The sequence below is a fragment of the Cryobacterium roopkundense genome (genome assembly GCF_014200405.1).
Lineage (GTDB): Bacteria > Actinomycetota > Actinomycetes > Actinomycetales > Microbacteriaceae > Cryobacterium > Cryobacterium roopkundense.
This window is the reverse complement of record NZ_JACHBQ010000001.1, coordinates 710,683-730,263: the sequence shown is the minus strand read 5'-3', so window position 1 is coordinate 730,263 and position 19,581 is coordinate 710,683. Positions and strand designations below refer to the sequence as shown.

Genomic DNA, 19,581 nt, shown 5'->3' with positions numbered 1-19,581 from the left:
TCGTGGCACCTGTTTGGGAAGTTGGCACGCGTTCAAACCAGTGCCAACTTCCCAAACAAGTGCCACGACGGCGCGGTCAGCACAATCCCTCTGAGCGGAGAAAATTTCTGGCGCGCCGATCGTTCCCCTAACGCTCGGCGTCGAGGTGGAACTCGAGGAGGTCAGTCGAGAGCCACGCGTGGCGCATCCGCAGAATTCCACCTGAATAGCGTGAGATGCCACCGGCCAGGGCGCTTGCGAGAAGGATCGATGAGGCCAGTCGCTCCGAGACCCTCTAGCCGCCGAACCTTCCACGACGCGGGCTCGCCGCCGTTCTTCACAATGTCCTGCCAAGGCGCGACTGCTTCTGCAAGGTTGACACCGGCCACAAGGAGTACGGCCGGGTCTCGGAGATCGACAATGTTATGGGCCTCCACGTGAAATTTGAGCAAGACCAGCTCGTCGACACGACCCTGAGCATGGGCGATCATTGCCGCGTCGACTCCTTCAGGAGATGAGCTCAGGTACAGAGTCCGTTGATTCGGTTTCGAGTACCTGCCGGCCAGACGCGAACCACGAAGCGCCGCGTCTTGATGGGCAGGGTTTACGGCGCGATAGAACGATCCGGACACGCGGGACCAGACCTCACCCACCTGTTCCACCAAGGGTTCACCCGACACTCATCACTCCCCAGAACGTCTCGACCGGTCCCTCCGACGCTACCGGACGCACCGATCGCCAGAGACCGTCCCGTTGACGTTCGGCTTGCGGGCACGTGTGCAGCCGTTGGCTCAATGTGGGCGGGTGTGCAGTTGCGGTGAGTCTTTGACCGAGGTGGCCAGTGGAGGTGACACCCGCGGTAGCATGTACATGACGTACTCAACGTACGTTTGCACGTGCGCGCGGGTTCACCTGCGCAGGAAGGTTGAAATGCCACTTGTCGCCGATTACAAGACCTTTACAGACGCGCGCTCACATCTCAAGGAGGTGTTCGATGCAACCGCGCGCGGGCGAACCGTCACCGTGCAGCGCGATGGTCAGCTCTCTGCGGTCATACCGGTGGATCGGCTCCGTACGTACTTCTCTCGAACTGTATCGCCGCGCATTCGCGTCACTCGGGAAGATGGCCGCACTATTGCGTTGATGGATGGTCGCCCCTTCGTGTCCGAGGGTACGGATGTTGACGGCGCGCTCGCTGACCTCGCCCTTTCGCTTCGTGAGTACGCCGAAGACTGGGACGACCGGCTGGAGCGTGCTCCGAATCACGCCGGTAATTGGGCACTTGTGCAGCTCATCAAACTGTCAACCGACGAGGAGCTCCTCGAATGGCTTGAGCGCGGCGGTGAGTAACTACCCGGCCGCGACCCGCGAGGACCACGACGATTTCTGCGTGGCGGAGAAGTGGCAGCTCGTACGAGGCGCATCAGGACAGCCTGTCCGGCATGACCGCAACTATGAGTTGGCGCTCTGGGACGGGCAAATCCTCCGCACGAGAATCTCCAGGCCCCTCGACAGGTCGACGTACTCTGCCGGGATGTGGACCCACATCCTGCGAATGCAGCTCGCCGTTGACGCTGAGGCGTTCTGGGCATGTGTTCGTGACAAGAAGTTGCCGGACCGAGGGGCGCCCGAAACCGTGACTCAGAGGGAACCATTACCGCTATATCTCGTTCGCGCGCTCAGCGAACTCGGCGTTGACGAAAGCGAGAGCCTGGAACTCACCGCTGCGGAAGCAGCGCAGCTGTTGTCCGAGAAGACGGCCGAGCGCTACGGCCACCAACGCCGTTCGTGAATGATGCGACAGCTATTGGACCGATGACGCTTCGGAAATGGTCGCCGTGCTCGTGGCAGCGATTCTCTCTAGCTCGTACATCAACAACCTCTCGCTCCCGCGTATCAAAATGTTTACACGTAACTTTGCCTGTAGCCACTTCAGTACGCCAGGAGGACTCAAGAACCCAAAGCCAGGATAATTGCGCCCGTCAAGCATGTGTCCCGCACGGGGTTCCCCTTCTGAAGGCGGTCTAGCCTTTGGACTCGCCCCACGCTTGAAGGGATTTACCGGGAGCTCTAGCACGGCGATTCCTGCAAGAGGACATGAAGTGAGCCGAGGGCTCCGAGCGGATAGGTACCTGGTCGTCCACCGATGGCTGTGATGTTGACAGGGCTCTCCTCCGCCGTGCATTCGACTCTGGGAAACCATGTTCGGCCTGGCGCGACCAGAACGAGCATGCCCTCGGCGTCCCCGACGGGCGCAAAGGTGCCGCCCTGCGCATCGCCGTACGGAGCAATCCTGGCGTCATCGGTAAGCGTTGCGACCACGGCCGGGACGTCGGCCACCGCGACTCCCACTTCGCTGATGCCGAGGAGGTCCGCGCTGGTGAATGGACCGGCCGTTGAGTTGTCGAGGTCGCGGCGAATGATGAACTCCCAGACCGACCGTTCGGGTCCCGCGAAGTAGAGACTGTGAGCGTTCCACGCCGGCGAGCATTCGAATTCGTCCGTTTCGGGCGTTCCGAGCAGCACTGTCCTCTGTTGGATCCATGCTTTTGCCTCGTTGAATTTGTTGGACGGAATCGTAATCGCGAAGTGGTGGTCTCCGGCGGCAGCGGGGTCCTCGACAAGCTCGAGCCGAGTCGTCCCTAGCGTCACGACCACGCCGTTGGGTCGTTGGGCGATGTCTAGGCCGAGCACACCGGCATAGAATTCCCCGGCTTCAGGAGCGTTTCGGACACGCACTGACACGTTGGTGATCTGCATGTTCCTAGTCAAGATGCTCAAGCTAACTTGAGGTCAAACGGGCTGCGTGCGAAGCTTCTGCCATGTCACATATTGCCCCAATTGAGCTTCTGTCGATCGGCGACCTCGCTCGACGCGCGGGTGTGAGCGTGCCGACCGTTCGTTACTACGAGGAGCGCGGCCTGATCCAGTCCACCAGGACAGCAGGCAACAAGCGCCAGTTCCCTCGCCACACCCTCCGACGGCTCGCCGTTGTTGCCGCGGGTCAGCGCGTGGGGCTCACCCTTCACGAAATCGCCACCGCGCTAGCTGCGTTGCCATTCGATCGCGCGCCGACCCAGCGCGAATGGCGACACATGAGCCATCAATGGGCAGTAACAGTGGCCCGTCGCATCCGGCAACTCGAAGCACTGCAAACCTCTCTCGACGGGTGCATCGGCTGCGGCTGCCTGTCCTTGGGCAAATGCACCCTGTTTAATCCGGACGATGAGGCCGCAGGTGAAGGTGCAGGCTCGCGATGGCTGCGCAAGGCCGACGCCGCGGCAATCACCGATTGACTGCGGCGGCTCTACCGTCGCCGAGTAGTCCCGGCGGCCGTTGGGGGTTCAGCCTACGGGCCTGCGTTAGCGCCCGTAGCGGTACCTACATCCGGCGATTCGGACTTCGTCGTTCTCGACCTTGTAGATCAGGCGATGTTCGTCCGTAATCCGACGTGACCAATACCCATGGAAGCCGTGCTTGAGGGGTTCGGGTTTTCCGATACCTTCATTGCCGTTGCGAATAACATCCCTCAGGAGCGTATTGATGCGTTTGAGGATCTTGCGGTCTTGCGTCTGCCACCAGCAGTAGTCGTCCCAGGCATCCTCGTCCCAGATCAACTTCATTCGTCAAGGTCGTGCTGCGAGCCGTGGCCGGCCTCGAGTCGATCGATCGATCCGAGGAGTCGGCGCGCGTTCGCGGGGTTCTTCAGCAGATAGGCGGTTTCCTTGAGCGACTGATAGTCGTCGAGCGAGACAATGACCACGGGTTCGTGTCCTGCACGAGTGATAACAACTTCTTCTCGGTCATCCACCACCGCTGAGAGAGTCTCGGCGTACTTCGCCCGGGATTCTGAATATGTCATGGTGCGCATTGGCATCCTTTCACGTACAGAAAATTGTACGTCACGTTGGTTCGGACTGCAAGATGCACCCACAGCTCCACCGTCGTCTCGTAAACCGTCCCCTTTGGGCCGCCTTGCTGGCGTATTCAACCGAGGCCCTATCGTCTAGGAATGGACGATATAGCGCCATCCGAAGCGAGATCTCTCGGATATGCTGCCCCTTTACGATTTCAGTGAGATAGCGATTGCTCCATTGCAGACGGTCATGCGCCACTTAGCCTGAATCCACCGGTCGACCTCTGATCGGATCCTGATTTTGTTTCGGCGAGCTTTCGGAGTTTCGGGCGTGGTTGTGGTCCGGGTCTCGCGGCCCGGGTGTTCCACTGGTGCTCCTGTTGATGTCGGTGTCGGCTGGTTGGTCAGGTGGGGGCGGGTTGTTGGGGCCGGAAGTTCTTTGTGAACAGGGCCGTCCAGGGTTTCTCCCAAGGCCAGTGTTCGGGCAGGTGCAATGTCACGCGCCGCGCCGAGGTTGAGATTCGTGCGGGGACGCTGACAAGTTTCCGGCGGATCGTTGCGGTGGTCGATCGGCTGAGACCGTTTCCCGCGATCGTCGCGGCGGCGCGGGTGAGGTTAAACGCCATGACGGCCATGACCAGCCAGGCGGCGTTGGCGGTGAATACACCGGAGGGTAGGTGCGCCAGGGCGCTGCTTTTGAGGTCGGAATTCACGAGCTCGATCGCCGCGTGGGCGCGGTGGGTTTTGTCGGCGGTGACGGTGTCGAGGGTGCTGGTGGTGAAAAAGGCGTGGAATCGGTGGGTGTCGAACAGGGTTGGCTGGTCGAGGTTTTTCTTGTTCAGTTCCGGGATCCGCCGCACGGCCAAGCGCCCGGTGATGTGCTCGCTCTTCTTGCGCGAGGTGAACGCGGTGAACGGGACCTCGGCGACTTCGGCGTTACTGATCCATGTTTTGCTGCCTTCGTCATAGATGGCGTTGGTGTATTCAATTGCGGTCCAGGCAGCGCCGGGGATCGTTCCGATCGCTCGTTTGATGGCGGGGTCCATCCGGGCAGTGACCGAAACGTCGGCGCCGGCTTTGAGGGCTGCGCTGATGGAGGCGTGCCCGTAGAACGCTGAGTCGGCACGAAAGAGCACGCGTGCTTTTCCCGCTCCGCGGAGCCGTTTGATCGTGGCGAGGGCGTCACGGATCAGACGGGCCGCGCCGCGCGGTGATCCGCAGGCACCGCGCCGGAGTCGCTGGCCGATGATGATCGGCGCCGATACGTCCGTCTTGACTGTCGCGAGGATCGCGTTGAGGCCGCGCACCCCGGAGTACCCGTAGCCGGAGCCTTCCTTCTGGTGGCCGTGAACTTCGATGATGGTGTCGTCGACGTCGAGGAACATGTAGCCGTCGGTGTCGTGCACGAGCAACGGAGTTTCCGCGGCCAGGCCCCGCACGAAGCGGGAAGCGACGGCGTCGAGCTGCCGGACGTGACCGAACGTGAACGCGCGCAGAAACGACCCCAACGTTGACGGCGCGTAGCAGTTGCTGAAGATTTTCCGCATGCCGCCGTGACGAAGAATGGCGAGGTCGTCGATGGAGTCCGCGCCGGCGACCATGCCGCCGACCAGAGACGTGACTTTCAGACCGGCGTTGGCGCCCTTGTCGGTGGGGACGCTCAGCCACTGATCGGCCAAGGTCGCCAACCCCGCACGGGCGGCTAATTTCATGATCGGGACCAAGCCCGCCGACGACACGAGATTCGGGTCGGTGAATGATGCAGAAACGGCGCGGTTGGTGTGGGAAACTTGCATCTACGAGATGCTCCTCTGGTTGGTAAATCTGAACTCTTGACAAGTCCTAATTTACCTGATCAGATGGGCATTCTCGGTTTAACGCGCCGTCAGATCTCGATCCCGATCGGTGGATTCAGGCTTAGATATGGGCATCTCACTGAAATCGTAAGGGGGATATGCTGACTACGTTCCGCGAGTGGCACGGCCTCTCCCGGCCCGTAGGGTGTGCGTGCGCAGTGCAACCATCTTGGACGTCCCTAGTCTTGAGCAACTCGTTGCCAACAGTGGAGGCCCCGGCGCGTCGGAATTTGTCAAGGTGGATGAGGCCAGTGGGAGTTTAGGCGGCTAGTTCGAGCCCTTCATTCTCGATAGGTTTGGGGGCTGGTTTATTGATCCATGCCGTCTTGGGAATGGACAGGATCTGCGGCGCCTTGTTGGTGCTGAATCGCTCTGGGAAGCGTGCGCGTGCCGCGTCCAGCGTCGCTGCCCGTTCGATGGCCTTCGCCTCGGCGAGGCCGTAATGAACGTCTGCTGGCGTGTTGAGGCCGATCCCGGAATGGCGATGCTCGTGGTTGTAGCCGTCGACGAACGAGGCCATGAACGTCTTCGCGTCGGCAAGGGAGCCGAAGCGTTCGGGGAACGTCGGAGCGAACTTCAGGGTCTTGAACCAGGCCTCGCTGTAGGGATTATCGTTACTCACCCGAGGCCTCGAGTGCGATTTGGTGACCTCCAAGTCAGACAACAGCGCCGCGACGGTCTTGGACGTCATCGACGTGCCGCGGTCGGCGTGAACGACCTGAGGGACGCCGTGAATGCCGAAGATCTCCTTCATCATCTCCACCGCCAGCTCGCCGGATTCCGACGCGTGAACATAGGCGCCGACGATGTAGCGGGAGTAAATATCGATCATCACGTAAGCATCGAAGTACTTGCCCTTGATCGGGCCGGCGAGTTTCGTAATATCCCAGCTGAGTACCTGGCCGGGTCCCGTCGCCGTCAGTTCCGGGATCGCCCGGGCAGGATGGCGCGCCTGGCGGCGGCGGTCCTTGACCTGCTGATTCTCGTTCAACACCCGATACATCGTTGATATGGAGCACAAGTACGTGTCCGCGTCGAGCAGTTGGGCGTAGATCTGGATCGGTGGCAGGTCAACGAACGGCTGTGAATTGACGACGTCAAGGATCTCGCGGCGGCCTTCATCGCCGATCTTGTTCGCCGGAATCAGCGCCGGCCGGGCCACGGGAATGCGTCGTTTCCTTGTGGCTGTCGCTCGAGGGATCCCGACCAGGTCGGCCGCGACGCGAGTCGAGATCCCTCGACTGGCCAGTTCGCGGTACGCGGTCATTACGGCAACGCGCACGGTGTTTCGTCCCGCGAGCTCTTCGAAAGACTTTCGAGTAGCTCGTGCATTTTTGACATGATCTCCAACGCCACCCCCGTCGTTTCCAACCGCTGCTCGGTCTTGCTCAACTGGCGGCGCAGCCGGGCGATTTCAGCCTGCTCCGGAGTTAACCGGCCAATCTTTTCACCGGGCTTCTTGCCTGCGAGGACGCCCGCGTCGCGCAGTTTTCGCCATTCGGTGATCTGCGAGGAGTAGAGCCCTTCGGTGCGCAGATAAGTGCCGCCCTCGTTGTTCTTGATGGCCGTGTCATACGCGGCGAGGTACGCAAGCTTCTGCGCTGGGGTGAACGACCTTCTCGAGGTCGGACCACCAGCTCGGGGTCCGGGACTACTCATATGACTATCGTCGCGCACTGCGCTCAAAGACGGACTGGACATGGTGATGATTCCTGATTCTCGCCCTACGTCAAACGGCGGACTTGCTCTGAGGTACTGGCCTCACCCAACCCTGACACGTAGGGCGTCCACGTCGTCTTTGGAAGTCGCCATTGCTGATCTTCAGCGGTATGTCGTCCTCGCCATGATGGACGACACAGTCGTGGGCTGGGCGAAAACTCACTTCTGGGATCACAGCGACGGATCCGCTGCCGCCGGACACTATCTAGGCGGAGTGACGGTCACTTCTGAATTTCGACGGCAGGGAATCGGGGACGCGCTTACTTCTGCGCGTCTCGATTGGATCTGGAAGCGCGCCAGGAATGCTTGGTTCGTCGTCAACGCACTCAACCTGGCCTCCATCGACCTTCACCGTAAATGGGGGTTCTGCGAAGTGGCAAGGAGCGATCGGTTCCACACCACAACCTTCACCGGCGGAGAAGGCATTCTGTTCTCAGCGGAATCCCGCTGAGGGTTCCCCATGAGGCATGGCGCGCCCCGACCCCCGGCTCTGCATGTTGTCCCCAACCGGCGACGCGAAACACCGGCTATCGGCGCCTCTTCGCCCGGGCGCCAAATTCGTCAAGGACCCGAACGACGTCTTTGGCGAGCCAGATTCGATTTCGCCGTCCGTCGGTAATTTGAGTGAGGACATCAGCGTTAACGAGTCGGTCAATGGCGACCTGAGCGTTGACGGTCGAGACTCCAAGCTCAGCCGCGGCTGCGGCCGCTCCGATCACGGGTTGACGCAGCAGAACGCCTACGAGTCGATGGACCGCCGAGTCTCGTCTTGCGTTGATGCGCCCGCGCCAGTCGACCTGCACAGTTTCTAGATCCAATACGAGGATGCGTCCGTTGTGCACAGCGGCGAACGATGCCTCCGCGATGGAGCGGATTATCGGGGCAATATCCCCGGACCGGTATGCGTTGAGGGACTCGAAATACTGACTGGTGTCGTGGAGGAGCCCCGCGGAAACCGGAACGGCCACATTGTGAGTGAGCTTCCCTGCGCGCAGCATCGCCTGAAAAAGAGCGCGACCGACCCTTCCGTTGCCGTCAGGGAACGGGTGAATTGTTTCGAATTGAGCGTGAGCGATCGCGGTCTGAGCGAACAAAGGAAGGTCGTCGCGGCTGGCGAAGGCGACAAGATCGTCCATGAGCTCGGAGACTCGGTCGTGATGCGGCGGCAGAAACTGTGCAGTGTGGGGCCCTAGGTGTACTGAGTCATGAGGTTGGTGACACTCGGCTGAGCGGTGTCTGTCCGATTCCGGTGTGGATTCGTTCAGTGTTGTGGAAGGCCAGCCAGGGTACAAGGGCGTCGGAGCGGTTTCTGTTGCTGCCGCATTTGCTTGTTCCTCGTGCGACGCCATGTGAAATAACGAGCCATCCAGGGGGACTGGATCTGCCACTGGAAACGCCAGGGAGCCCGCCCCTGTTTGGGGGAGGAACGCATAGACTGCGAGTATGCCCGCGAGCTCCCCCGTTGACGATGGCTCGCCCGGAGGGCGCCAGGTGCCCTCAGTGAGCACAGGGACGCCACAGCCCGACGATGTCTCCCGCACGCCGACGCATTCCCGTCGCCCGGGACGCGGTCGGGACTTCAGCTTTCGGCCGGGAATGTTCAACTCCGCTTCGAGCGTGGGAATTCTGCTCGGCTCCGCCATGCTCGCCTTCGGAATTCCCCTCCTCGTCTACGCACTGAACTTTGAACACCACCCCGCAGATGTGACTCTCGGATCCCTCGCCCTTGCCTTGATTTGCAGCGGGGCCGGGGTGTTGGTCTGGCGCCGCCAGGTGACCGTTCCCGTGCGCCACCTCGTACTGTGCTGGTTCGGTGCCGGAACGCTGATCTGCGTCTGGGCCACCAGCGGGGACGCAATCACACACACCTTCGCCGCTACGGTGTCCGCTGTGGTGCTGCTTGCATTCGCGATCATTCCCTCGCGGATTGCCCTGTGGTATCCGGCGGTTCTGATTCCCGCCGCTGTTCTCTCGCTGGCGCTCCAGCCGGGAGCGAAATTGGACAATGTCGCCATGAGCGCCCTGCTCGCTCTCGGAACCGGTGCGGGACTTACGTGGTTCGCCCGCAGCGCCATCACCGCCGACACGGATTGGCTGACAGGCGTGCTGAATTTTGCCGGCTTCGAGCGCGCCACGAGCGTGCTGCTGCGCGACACGCATCCCGGAATTCCCATCACCCTGTGTCGCATCGACCTCGATGGATTCGCCCTTGTCAACGAGCGGCATGGCCACGAAGCCGGTGATCAGGCCCTCGTAGAATTCACGGCGCAACTACGCAAGCGCCTGCCGACCTCGGCGGTTCTCGGTCGGATCGAGGGGGACGCGTTCGCCTTTCTCCTTCCCGGGCGATCCTCCAGTCAGGCGCAGACCTTGCTAGCGGGCCTACGATCGGCCGTGATGGGTTTCTCGACGGGGATCGCCACCCACGACGCTGACGAGTCTGCGTCAGAACTATTCGGCCGAGCCGGAGTCGCCCTCTACGACGCCAAGCGCGTGGGCTTTGGGGGCATGAGCATCCACGATGGCTACTACGCATCCATCTCCGCCGTGCGCCAGGGCATCATGAATGGGGAGTTCCACATCCTGTACCAGCCGTGCGTTGACATGCGTTCAGGTCGCGCGGTCGGCGCGGAAGCCCTCGTGCGCTGGAACCATCCCACCCGCGGCCCGATCTCGCCGGTAGAATTTATCCCGCTCTGCGAGGCCAGCGGATCGATCCACGCGTTGGGCCACTGGGTGCTCGAACAAGCCGTGAGTGCGGCAGCACACTGGAACGCCGCACAACCGCCGGGATACGAGCCGGTCGGAGTGGCCGTCAATGCTTCCGCCCGAGAGCTGATGACCCCGGACTATGCCGACCGGGCCGTCGCCCTCTGTCAGGCGGCCGGACTTTCCGTGGCGAACCTGGGCATCGAGGCCACCGAGACCGACTTCGGCACGGCGTCGGACAATGTAATGGTGAACACCGAGAAGTTGCGTGCCGCAGGCGTCGTGATCTCGATGGATGACTTCGGCACCGGCTTCTCCAGTCTGGAACGGCTCACCAGAATGCGCCTCGACATCATGAAGATCGATCGCGCATTCATCGGCACCATCGGTTCTGCCACTGCCGACGCCCCGATCGCCGACCTCGCCATCCGGCTCGGTACGGCCATGTCGCTCGGCATCATCGCCGAGGGGGTTGAGACGCGCGAGCAGGCCGATTGGCTGATCGCGCGCGGATGCTTTCTCGCTCAGGGGTACCTGTACGCGCGACCGCTCCCCCTCGATGACTTCGTGCGCGACTGGGTGAACATCGAACCTGATTCCACGTGGTGGTTCGCGAGCAACCCCAGATCACTCTAGTTGCGCTCAACCTAATCGTGCACAACCGTGTTATGCTCATTTTGTGACCATCGCAGCCCCCCGCATCCCCGTGCTCGATGAGCAGATCTGCTTCGCGCTGTACAGCGCCTCGCGTGCTATCACGGCGCGCTATCGCGACCTGCTCGATCCGCTCGGGCTCACCTATCCGCAATACCTCGTGCTCCTCGTGCTCTGGGAATCAGGGCCCGTCAGCGTGACCGGGCTCGGAGACCGCCTCAATCTCGACTCTGGCACTCTCTCCCCACTGCTTCGCCGCATGGAGACGGCTGGTCTGGTCAGCCGGAACCGCCTGACCCAGGACGAGCGCCGGGTGCGGGTGTCCCTCACCGAGAGCGGAAGCGCCCTTCGCCACTATGCGACAAACATCAACGATGTGGTCTGCGCCGCCACTGGTGTCGAGCTCGACGACCTGCAGTCCTTGCGCGAGCAGATCACTCTGCTAGCTGAGCATGTGCGCGCCTCCAAATAACCCTCACTCTTTCTCCAGAGGCCGGACTTCCCGGCTCACACCACAGATAGGAAACACAACTATGCCCACTCGTACCGCACGCACCGCATGGAACGGCAGCCTTGAGACCGGAGAGGGCCAGGTCGAGCTGACCAGCTCGCAGATCGGAACGTACGACGTATCCTTTCCGAAGCGCACGTCCGACACCGCGAACGGTTTCACGAGCCCCGAGGAACTCCTCGCCGCCGCACACTCTGCCTGCTACGCCATGCAGCTCTCCGCCGTACTGACCGCCGCAGGCGGAACCGTCGAGGCCCTCGATGTAAAAGCCGACGTCACGATCGGCGCTGACCCCGCCGGAGGGTTCCAGCTCACCGGTATCCTTCTCACCGTGCGCGGCGAAGTGACCGACCTCGACAGCGACGCCTTCCTCGCCGCCGCGACCGAAGCCAAGGGCGGCTGCCCGCTGAGCAAGGCTCTCACCGGCGTGGAGATCACCCTCGACGCCCAGCTCGAGGTGTAGCTCCCCCGTTTTCCCACGCTCCAACTGCGGCGGTGTGGTTTCGGACTCAGCTCCGGAGCCCACCGTCGTTTTCACGTCGTCGAGTTTTCCTCGTTCGGCCTCGACAGCGGATGCGACATGCTTGGGTTGTGTCCACTCCCGCGATCTATGTCGAGATTCTCATCGATGCGCCGATGGACCGCGTCTGGGAACTCACCCAAAACCCCGCGCAACACGCTCGCTGGGATCTGCGCTTCTCTCGAATTGCACGCCTCCATGACCTGCCCGGCGGCGGCTACCGCTTTGCCTACGAGACGCGCCTGCCCTTCCACACCATCCGCGGAACCGGCACCTCTCTCGGTGAACGCCACCGCGACGACGGCGCTCGAACGTCAGCGCTCAAATTCACCACTACCGATCCGGTCTCGCCTCTCGGCGACGGGCGGGGATACTGGCGCTACGCGCGGACTCCAACGGGCATGCGGTTCACCACCGGCTACGACTATCACCCCGCCTGGGGCCGCCTTCTCGATCGGATGGTGCGTCCGCTCGTCGGATGGATGACGGCGTGGAGCTTCGACCGGTTGCGCATCTGGGCGGAAACGGGAGTCGAACCAGAGAAGTGGCCGGCCGCATCCGTTCTGATGTTCTGGAGGAACGACCGACCGACGGCGACGCGGTGCAGTCGTACGCCTCTGCGCGGACGCGCAATGGATGACGCCCCGGCCACACTAGACACTTTGGAGACACCGTGACCTCGGTCTTTGAACGCGCTCTGGGAGACGACTTTGCGCGCCTGCACCCCCAGCTGCAGCGCCGTTTCGGCGTGGGCATCGACGAAGGCTACGCCTGCGTCGGCACCGGCATGATGTCGCGCATCAGTCGCGGCCCCTGGTGGACGGTTCCCTTTCTGCACATCGGAAAGTTCCGCAACATCCTGATCCCTGATCACGGCGAGGACATTCCCTTCACGGTGTCGAACTACCCGTACCGTGACCCGATGGGACGCGAGACGGTGACATTCGTGCGGGAATATCAGATCGGATCCCGGCAGAGTCGCTTCGACGCGACAATGGTTTTTGCCGGCGGGCGGATAGTTGATTACCTCGGCACGCACCAGCATCTCGCTGTCGACCTCGACCTCGCTGTGCAGCCAGACGGCAGCCTGCACCTCCGTTCTGGCGCGCAGCGGTTCTACGAAGGCCCGGTGGCTTTCCGCTTCCCGATGTTGTTCAGCGGCCGGGCCGACCTGCATGAAAGCTTCGACGATGAGGCGGGATGCTTCCGCATCAGCATGCAGGTGCACAACCGGTTCTTTGGCTTTCTCTTTGGCTATGAGGGTGCGTTCACCTGCGACTTCCCCTCCGCCACGGATGCCCCGACTCGCCTTAAACCCGTTCGTCACGAGTCACGGGAGTAGGGACGCCCGGCGACGACCGGCCTATTCGGTCGCCGCCGAGCGGCCCTCACCGCTTGTAGTGGGGGCCGTCGTGGCCTTTCGGTGTCGGGACCAGCGGTCGCCCGCCTCGTCGCGGAGTTCTCCTGGAATCGACCGCTGCGGGAGGGATGAAGTACACCACGTTGTCTCTGACCACCACGTCCCAGCCTTCGCGGTGGATCCGATGATGGCACGCACTACAGAGCATCACGCAGTTGGCTTGGTTCGTGGGCCCGTCATGCGCTTTGTACCAACGAATGTGATGCCCCTCCGCATAGCTCGGCGGCCTGTTACAGCCAGCCGTGGCGCACCCGCCGTCCCTCTCGATGGCCGCGAGCTTCTGCGCCGTCGTAAAGAGCCGTTTTCGGAGGCCGAAGTCGAGAACCTCGCTCTTGCCGCCGAGGATCATCGGGATCAAACTCGCCTCCGCCGCCATCTTTCGGGCCGTTCCGGCGGAGATCGGTTGTTCGATCCCGTCGAGTTGGGCTTCACCGAGCCCTGATTGCAGGGATTCGAGACTCATCCGTACGATGATCGTGGTGTGATCGAGCGCCCCGAGTCCCTCTTTGCAGGAGAGGGCGTGGCGCACGATGTCGATGAAGGCATCGAAGTTCAGTTGCGGCATCGTGCGCCCGTCGCCGATGATCTCGTGGTTGTCGCCGCACCCGTCCGGGTCGTCCATGGCTTCGAAGCGGGGTTTGCGCAGTTCCGCGCTGGTCATCCCGTCGATCGCGGTGTCCAGGTACGCCGCTGACACCGGGTCGGCGTCGAGAATGTAGCGTTTCATGCCGTTGGGCAGCACCATCCGCTTCAACCCTCGCCGCGACACGAGTACCTCTTCACGGGGTTCCACCCCGTCCACGTCGAGGGCGTCTCGGTAGCGAATGGAGAGCTTCCGCACCGAGTCGACCGGGTTGGTTACCGCGAACTCCACCAGCTCTTTCTCCGCCGCGTCGAGGTCTTCGGTCGTGGCCCGTGGGGCGGCCTGCTCGAGGTTCGCGGTGATGTACAGCGCCGAATCCGCGGTGAGCGCCCCGGCATTGACGGCGTTCGCGACCTCCGAATACTCCGGTGGCAGGTGCTCACCGATCAGGCTCATCCGGGGCTTCGTCGCCTTCCCCACCCTCACCAACCGCCCGGCCTCCGCCATCGAGATGTGACCGATATCGGTCAGGGCGGCGGCGGCGTTTCGGTTACCCGTTTGAGCGGCGATGCCGGTGTCGTGTTCGAACCTGTCATTGAGTTCGCCCGCGGCCTGAACTAGAAGTGCCTGCGCCTGTCGCACAACAGTGAAGTTCGCCGCCGCGACGGCCATGAGGCCTGCGTTAGTCATCCGCTGCATGTCCAACCCTGCGTTGGGTTCCTCCTCCGAACAGACTCCACCCCCCAGGGAGTGAGAGTACGTGTCGGCGAGTGCCGCCGTACTCTCGACGAGGAGGTCCGTTGAGGTGGTCATGGCCTAATTTTCCCAGCGACCACCGACATTCACGGGCCCTAAACAGCCCTGATCGGGGCATTCTGTGGAAAACTCCCCAAGATTCTTACCTGTGGAGGAGAAACCCCGGGCCGAGTCAGAGGCTGCCAGACGCGGCGGCCGCACCGGCGGCGCGCGCCGCCTCTTCTATGCGATCCCGATAAGTTGCCCACCAGATCTCGTCGCCGGCCGGGAGATTGTCGTTGCCCGCGCGCAGTCCCACGGAGCCATCGATGAGCTCGCGCACGAGATCTGTGTGCCCGGCATGGCGGTGGGTTTCCGCGATCATGTGAATCAGAATCCGGTGCAGAGTCGTCGTGCTGCGGTCCGCCGGCCACCAAGCCACGGTACCGGTCGCGTCGAGCGGCAGCGCCTCGATCGTGGCGTCGGAATGCGCCCACACCCGGTGGTAGAAGTCGACGATGTGCGCTCGGGATTCCGCGGCGGTGGCCCACATGTCCGCATTCGACTCCGCGTCATCCGCCATCCACGGCATCTCTTCGCCGGACGGACGATCAAAGGTGTCGCCGAGGTAGCCGGCCTCTACGCTCGCGACATGCTTGATCACCCCGAGGAGGTTCGTGCCCGTCGGCACGAGAGGCCTACGAATGTCGTACTCGGAGAGCCCGTCGAGTTTCCAGAGCAATGCTTCTCGACCGCCTTGAAGATAGCGCTGAAGATCTGCTTTCACGTCTGATTCGCTCATGATGAAACTCTTGCAGACAACACCCTGCGAGGATAGATGCGCGCGCGGCGATAGCCGGCCTCAACGCCATCCGGTACGACGAGCTCAGGGGAAATCATGACCGACGCGACAGAGAAGCGACGTCAGCGTGCCGGCGCACGTCGAACGGGTTATGCCCTCGGCCTCCTGATCAACGGAGCCGTGCTGTACGCCGTCAACGTCTGGCCCGGCTGGCAGGCCGTACCGTACCTCACAGACGAAGCCGGCCAGCTGCTCGGCCTCGTGAACCTTTCCTTGATCGCGGGCATGTTCACGAACGCTATCTATCTCATCGTCGATTACCCCCGGCTCAAGGCGCTCGGCGATCTCGTGACGCTCGGAATCGGGATCGCCGTGCTGGTTTCCGTCTGGCAGGTGTTTCCCTTCGCGTTTCCGATCGGCTTCGACTGGAACCTGATCGCCCGAATTGTGCTCGTCCTGTCACTCATCGGCTCGGTCATCGGAATCCTTGTGCAGCTGGTGATTCTGATCACCGGCCGTCCCGGCTCCCAACGCTAGAAGCGATGCGACGTCAGGGTACGTGCCTACTGCAGAGGAGAGTTTCTTCGTTCTTCTCTAGAGAAGCCTTGGACGCCCTCTCCCGCCGTTCGGAGATTGACTCGCGGGATCTCGAGACACGCCGTAGACGGCGTTCCTCGATCAGCGAAGGAGGACACCGCAGACGGCATTCCGTCGGCGGCGATACGAGACGAGGGGACGGCCGACGCGGCTAGACGAGCGACTGCTCGAGATATTGCTCGGAGTCGGTGAAGACGAGGCGACCCAGGGCGCCGTTCACAATCGGGAGCTGCGGGGGAACGTGGCCACATTCCACGTCGGAAATGATGGGCACGCCGAGAACGGCCAGGGCGTCGAGCACCGCCTCGGCCTGGGTCAGCGTCGGAGAGTCTGGGGCCCCCGTTCGCCCCACGAGGATGGCACGCGCGCCCTCGAAGAACCCGGCCAGACGCATCCCATGCAGGTTGCGGCATATGGAGAGAGCCTCATCGCCGGATGCCTCCACGTATACGATGACGCCGGTCTCCGAACCGGTGCGCAACCGGTTCGTATCGCCATACCGGCTCCCGGCGAGGTTCGCCAGCGTCTCGATGCAGCCGCCGATCAACCGACCCGACACGTCCACGGGCCGGGTGCCTGCATCGAGACGGGTCCAGGTGCCCTCGCCGTTCCACGCGCGCTGTGACACCTCGGGATGGGCCTCCCAGTCGTCCCACTCGCCCAGCCTGTGCACTCCAGGAGAGGCCTGGCGAAACGTCGAACCGGCTGGCAGGGCCACCACGTCTGTCCACGGCAGCAGCGGAGCCGGCAGATCATAGGGGGTGTCCATCAGGTTGCTGCCGTGCACTGTGGCCAGACCGGTCAGTAACGTCAGGGGCGTCAGCAGCGTCGAGATGTCGGAGTAGCCGACGAACCACGTGGGTTCGGCCTGGGCAATCGCGTCGAAGTCGAGGTGCGGCAATAGATCGATCGCCGTTTCGCCGCCCCACGGCGGAACAATGGCTCGAATTCGCGGGTCGAGCAGCATCCCCATGAGCTCCGCGGCGCGCTGCTCCGCCGGGGCGCTCACGTGAGTCTTCCCGTCCATGCACTCGCCGATCGTCACGTCGAAGCCTCGCTCGCCCAGACCTCCCAGCGCATACTCGAGCCGCCCCTGTTCCTTCGCGCCCACGCCACTCGACGGCGAGGTCACGCCGATCAGGTCACCGGCGCGGAGCGGACGTGGGTAGCGAATCTGCATGTCAGCTCGAAGTTGCCGCAGTAATGGATGCCGACAGCAGCGCCACGACGACTGTGTCATTCTTCGTTGTCTGCTGCCCGATCTCGGCGAACCCGAGGCGGGAGTGGAACACGAGCGACCGCGGGTTCGGCGGGGAGGTATTCACTTCGCAGAATACTTCTGCAACTGCGGATTTGCGGGCCGCGTCGAAGACGGAGTCGTAGAGCAATGCACCGAGTTTTTGGCTCCTGGATTCGGGGGCCACCACGATACGGTCCACGTAGAGAAAGCTGCCCGACCGCGCCGAGAACCAGCGGTAGTTCTCACTCGCGTAGTCGGCGTTGGGGGCGAAGGCGATGACGAATCCCAGGACCACGTGCGGTGCGGCATCCGTCGTGATCACGGCAGTGTGTGCCGCAGTGGCCACGAGCGCCGCGAGACTGGCCGTATCGAGGTCGTTGACGGCAGGCACCGCCGCATTGTTGAGCGTGAGGATTTGGGCGAGATCGAGCGGCTCGATGGGGCGAAGCAAATGTGGCATGTCTTCCACGATACAGACCTGACCGTACGAAGGCGTTTCCGGCCCGCTCAGTCGTGCAGGATCTTCTGAAACAGCCTGTGGTCCTGCCATTCGCCGGCGATGCGCAGGTAGCGAGGCGCCATGCCGAAGGACTCGAATCCGGCCTTTTGCAGCACGCGCTGCGAGGCGTGGTTGTGCAGCAGAGTGCCGGCTTGCAGCCGGTGGAGGCCGACACTGTCGCGAGCTATGCCGACAACATGGCCCACGGCGGCAGAAATAAGCCCGTGACCGCTGAACTCTTCGTCCACCCAGTACCCGAGACTCGCGCTTTCGAACGCGCCGCGGGTGATTCCGGAGAGGGTGACCCGTCCCACGATGGCGGTCGGCGTGGCGAGAACCAGGGGCACTGCCGCCCCCGAAGCATAGGCGGCGAGCTGCTGCGCCGTCTCGCCCTCGTGCCAGGCTGTCGTGAAGAAGTCCTCGTGCCGCTCGGCATCCCAAGGTGCGAGATGAGCACGATTCTTCGTGTATGTGGTGGCGAGAAACTCGGCGTCTTGGCGGGCAAGGACCCGGAGTTCGACACCGTGGGAGAGCTCAATGGGTTCGATCACCCCAGAGAGCCTAACCGGGTTTCATCGAGCACACCCCGGTCAGGCGATCAGCGTGCCGTCCGGCAGTGTACGGCCACTGAGGCGACTCCGTACGGGCCCTCACACGACGAGATCGCCGGATGCGTGGGCATCCGGCGATCTCGTTCCTTACGGTTGCGGTGCGTCGGTGTGGCGCGTTCCGTCCGGATTGAGCCGGATCTCGCGCGGTTTTGCCGCGCGCATCCGCTCCTCGGACCAGCCTTCGTCGTCGGGAGTCAGCCGTTGGCTGTCCACGCCCGTGGCGTCGGCCGTATCATCGGCCGGCTTAGGCGGATGCTGCGTCATAGGTGCTCGCGATGACCGAGCCCCAGTACGGGCCGAACATGGTGTTGGAAATGTTGTTGTAGCCGAAGCTGTTCACAGAGTTCTGATAGCCGTTCGAGCCACTGCCGATGAACCACGGTCCGCCCGACGAACCGCCGGTCATGTTGCACGGGATGCCCTGCGACTCGGACTGGCCGTACGGGTCATCGGTCGCGGAGCCGTAGCACGACTGCAGTGTCTGTCCGGTGAACGGTGCCGCTGCCGGGTAGCCGTAGGCAGAGTAGGTGAGACCGCGGCTGTCGTTGAACGACACTCCCGATGCGCCCACAGTGTCGCTGAGGCTCGTGCCGGTCGGTGACGCGACGATCGCGAAGCCGGTGTCGTAGGTGATGTCGCCACCCGAGGTCCACTGGGTGGGCGCGTACAGCTCGGTTGCGTTCCACTGGCCGAAGGGGGCCGAGCCGTTCTCGTAAGCCGGAACGAAGGTGAACTTCGAGGCGAACGCACCGGGGCCCGAGTTCAGGCAGTGACCGGCGGTCACCACTGTGTTCTCGTTGCCGGAGGCAATGGCGTTGCCGGAGCACACGTAGTCGCTGCCGCCGAGCGTGAAGAAGACCTTGCCGATGTTGTCGATCGGCGCCACCTGCGCCGCCGCCACCTGCGGGTCGGCCTTTTGCTTTCCGACGGTCTTCTTCGGCCCCACCTTGACGTCGCTCGGGTGAGCGGATGCAACGTTGTCGGCCACCAGCACGTCGCCGGGTGTGGCATTCATCATGCGCTCCGACGTCCAGTAGGACTCTCCGGCCTGTTGCGTCTGCGGAACGATCCAGCGGGTGACGTCGGACGAGTCCGCGCCAGAGGTTGCGTTCGCTGCCCCGGCGGACACGAGGCCGGTCACGCATAGGGCACCCACGGCCAGGGCCGCGAGGGCCCCTGACCTGAAAGTGCCTGACCTCAATTTGCCTGACCCCAATTTGGTCGTCTTCATTGGTTTCACTCCAGTATCGATAGCCCCCTACCGGACCCGAAGCGCCGGTAGTAGTAAGT

At 62.9% G+C, this 19,581-nt stretch carries 24 protein-coding genes; 10 read left to right on the top strand and 14 right to left on the bottom strand.

Features of this window, described 5'->3' with window-relative positions:
• Positions 1 to 161 precede the first annotated feature (161 nt).
• Positions 162 to 611, bottom strand: a complete 450-nt coding sequence (locus BJ997_RS03430; RefSeq protein WP_201771756.1) for an RES family NAD+ phosphorylase — start codon at positions 609 to 611, stop codon at positions 162 to 164.
• Between the two features lie 298 nt (positions 612 to 909).
• On the opposite strand from BJ997_RS03430, the gene BJ997_RS03425 reads away from it, so the two are divergent.
• Together BJ997_RS03425 and BJ997_RS03420 are read left to right on the top strand one after the other, a co-directional pair.
• Positions 910 to 1,329 (top strand): hypothetical protein, encoded by a 420-nt coding sequence (locus BJ997_RS03425; RefSeq protein ID WP_035840182.1) that lies wholly within the window; start codon positions 910 to 912, stop codon positions 1,327 to 1,329.
• A complete protein-coding gene (locus BJ997_RS03420; protein WP_052542742.1) occupies positions 1,322 to 1,771 on the top strand; it encodes a hypothetical protein in 450 nt (149 codons plus the stop codon). Before BJ997_RS03425 ends, BJ997_RS03420 begins: the two co-directional genes overlap by 8 nt.
• A 278-nt stretch (positions 1,772 to 2,049) precedes the next feature.
• Here the strand turns inward: BJ997_RS03420 and BJ997_RS03415 are convergent, their stop codons facing one another.
• Positions 2,050 to 2,739: a VOC family protein gene (locus BJ997_RS03415; RefSeq protein WP_052542744.1), complete on the bottom strand. Its 690-nt coding sequence runs from the start codon at positions 2,737 to 2,739 to the stop codon at positions 2,050 to 2,052.
• 62 nt (positions 2,740 to 2,801) lie between these two features.
• On the opposite strand from BJ997_RS03415, the gene soxR reads away from it, so the two are divergent.
• Positions 2,802 to 3,275 (top strand): redox-sensitive transcriptional activator SoxR, encoded by a 474-nt coding sequence (gene soxR, locus BJ997_RS03410; RefSeq protein WP_035840183.1) that lies wholly within the window; start codon positions 2,802 to 2,804, stop codon positions 3,273 to 3,275.
• Between the two features lie 66 nt (positions 3,276 to 3,341).
• Here soxR and BJ997_RS03405 read toward each other — a convergent pair whose 3' ends face one another.
• The 4 genes from BJ997_RS03405 to BJ997_RS03390 all read right to left on the bottom strand — a co-directional run bounded on the left by BJ997_RS03405 (position 3,342) and on the right by BJ997_RS03390 (position 7,350).
• Positions 3,342 to 3,602 (bottom strand): Txe/YoeB family addiction module toxin, encoded by a 261-nt coding sequence (locus BJ997_RS03405; protein ID WP_035840184.1) that lies wholly within the window; start codon positions 3,600 to 3,602, stop codon positions 3,342 to 3,344.
• Positions 3,599 to 3,841: a type II toxin-antitoxin system Phd/YefM family antitoxin gene (locus tag BJ997_RS03400; RefSeq protein WP_476695897.1), complete on the bottom strand. Its 243-nt coding sequence runs from the start codon at positions 3,839 to 3,841 to the stop codon at positions 3,599 to 3,601. The genes BJ997_RS03405 and BJ997_RS03400 overlap by 4 nt, the downstream gene beginning before the upstream one ends.
• 398 nt (positions 3,842 to 4,239) lie before the next feature.
• Complete coding sequence (locus tag BJ997_RS03395; RefSeq protein ID WP_035841060.1) at positions 4,240 to 5,631, bottom strand: IS1380 family transposase; 1,392 nt, start codon at positions 5,629 to 5,631, stop codon at positions 4,240 to 4,242.
• A gap of 319 nt (positions 5,632 to 5,950) precedes the next feature.
• Positions 5,951 to 7,350, bottom strand: a protein-coding gene (locus BJ997_RS03390) for an IS3 family transposase (RefSeq protein WP_183323751.1) whose coding sequence is annotated in 2 segments (ribosomal slippage) — positions 5,951 to 7,029 and positions 7,029 to 7,350 — 1,401 coding nt in all. Because the reading frame shifts where the segments join, the coding sequence is not laid out codon by codon here.
• 40 nt (positions 7,351 to 7,390) lie between these two features.
• Between BJ997_RS03390 and BJ997_RS03385 the strand changes: the two genes are divergently transcribed.
• Positions 7,391 to 7,861 (top strand): GNAT family N-acetyltransferase, encoded by a 471-nt coding sequence (locus BJ997_RS03385; protein WP_183323249.1) that lies wholly within the window; start codon positions 7,391 to 7,393, stop codon positions 7,859 to 7,861.
• Between the two features lie 76 nt (positions 7,862 to 7,937).
• Here BJ997_RS03385 and BJ997_RS03380 read toward each other — a convergent pair whose 3' ends face one another.
• Complete coding sequence (locus BJ997_RS03380; RefSeq protein ID WP_420827191.1) at positions 7,938 to 8,759, bottom strand: Fic family protein; 822 nt, start codon at positions 8,757 to 8,759, stop codon at positions 7,938 to 7,940.
• Positions 8,760 to 8,853: 94 nt separating this feature from the next.
• Here BJ997_RS03380 and BJ997_RS03375 point away from each other — a divergent pair, with 94 nt between their 5' ends.
• From BJ997_RS03375 to BJ997_RS03355, 5 genes are all read left to right on the top strand, one after another.
• Positions 8,854 to 10,755, top strand: coding sequence for a putative bifunctional diguanylate cyclase/phosphodiesterase (locus BJ997_RS03375; RefSeq protein ID WP_084141236.1), 1,902 nt, complete (start codon positions 8,854 to 8,856; stop codon positions 10,753 to 10,755).
• A gap of 49 nt (positions 10,756 to 10,804) precedes the next feature.
• Positions 10,805 to 11,245, top strand: a complete 441-nt coding sequence (locus BJ997_RS03370; RefSeq protein ID WP_420827190.1) for a MarR family winged helix-turn-helix transcriptional regulator — start codon at positions 10,805 to 10,807, stop codon at positions 11,243 to 11,245.
• A 61-nt stretch (positions 11,246 to 11,306) separates the two neighbouring features.
• A complete protein-coding gene (locus BJ997_RS03365; protein ID WP_035836888.1) occupies positions 11,307 to 11,747 on the top strand; it encodes an OsmC family peroxiredoxin in 441 nt (146 codons plus the stop codon).
• Between the two features lie 128 nt (positions 11,748 to 11,875).
• Complete coding sequence (locus tag BJ997_RS03360; protein WP_236628993.1) at positions 11,876 to 12,481, top strand: SRPBCC family protein; 606 nt, start codon at positions 11,876 to 11,878, stop codon at positions 12,479 to 12,481.
• Positions 12,478 to 13,146, top strand: a complete 669-nt coding sequence (locus BJ997_RS03355; protein ID WP_035836886.1) for a DUF4166 domain-containing protein — start codon at positions 12,478 to 12,480, stop codon at positions 13,144 to 13,146. Before BJ997_RS03360 ends, BJ997_RS03355 begins: the two co-directional genes overlap by 4 nt.
• Positions 13,147 to 13,192: 46 nt before the next feature.
• On the opposite strand, the gene BJ997_RS03350 is transcribed toward BJ997_RS03355, so the two are convergent.
• Together BJ997_RS03350 and BJ997_RS03345 are read right to left on the bottom strand one after the other, a co-directional pair.
• A complete protein-coding gene (locus BJ997_RS03350; RefSeq protein WP_052542285.1) occupies positions 13,193 to 14,620 on the bottom strand; it encodes an HNH endonuclease signature motif containing protein in 1,428 nt (475 codons plus the stop codon).
• A 115-nt stretch (positions 14,621 to 14,735) separates the two neighbouring features.
• The gene (locus BJ997_RS03345) at positions 14,736 to 15,344 is read right to left on the bottom strand and encodes a DinB family protein (protein ID WP_035836885.1); all 609 of its coding nucleotides are present in this window, start codon (positions 15,342 to 15,344) and stop codon (positions 14,736 to 14,738) included.
• A 96-nt stretch (positions 15,345 to 15,440) separates the two neighbouring features.
• On the opposite strand from BJ997_RS03345, the gene BJ997_RS03340 reads away from it, so the two are divergent.
• Positions 15,441 to 15,881 (top strand): hypothetical protein, encoded by a 441-nt coding sequence (locus tag BJ997_RS03340; RefSeq protein ID WP_035836884.1) that lies wholly within the window; start codon positions 15,441 to 15,443, stop codon positions 15,879 to 15,881.
• Between the two features lie 211 nt (positions 15,882 to 16,092).
• Here BJ997_RS03340 and BJ997_RS03335 read toward each other — a convergent pair whose 3' ends face one another.
• From BJ997_RS03335 to BJ997_RS03315, 5 genes are all read right to left on the bottom strand, one after another.
• Positions 16,093 to 17,121, bottom strand: a complete 1,029-nt coding sequence (locus BJ997_RS03335) for a S66 family peptidase (protein ID WP_035836883.1) — start codon at positions 17,119 to 17,121, stop codon at positions 16,093 to 16,095.
• A gap of 1 nt (position 17,122) precedes the next feature.
• A complete protein-coding gene (locus BJ997_RS03330) occupies positions 17,123 to 17,641 on the bottom strand; it encodes a GNAT family N-acetyltransferase (RefSeq protein WP_052542284.1) in 519 nt (172 codons plus the stop codon).
• 47 nt (positions 17,642 to 17,688) lie between these two features.
• The gene (locus tag BJ997_RS03325) at positions 17,689 to 18,231 is read right to left on the bottom strand and encodes a GNAT family N-acetyltransferase (protein WP_338042563.1); all 543 of its coding nucleotides are present in this window, start codon (positions 18,229 to 18,231) and stop codon (positions 17,689 to 17,691) included.
• A gap of 147 nt (positions 18,232 to 18,378) precedes the next feature.
• Positions 18,379 to 18,555, bottom strand: coding sequence for a hypothetical protein (locus BJ997_RS03320; protein WP_160175881.1), 177 nt, complete (start codon positions 18,553 to 18,555; stop codon positions 18,379 to 18,381).
• On the bottom strand, positions 18,536 to 19,432 hold the full coding sequence (locus BJ997_RS03315) for a trypsin-like serine peptidase (RefSeq protein WP_236628992.1): 897 nt from the start codon (positions 19,430 to 19,432) through the stop codon (positions 18,536 to 18,538). The genes BJ997_RS03320 and BJ997_RS03315 overlap by 20 nt, the downstream gene beginning before the upstream one ends.
• Positions 19,433 to 19,581: the final 149 nt, after the last annotated feature.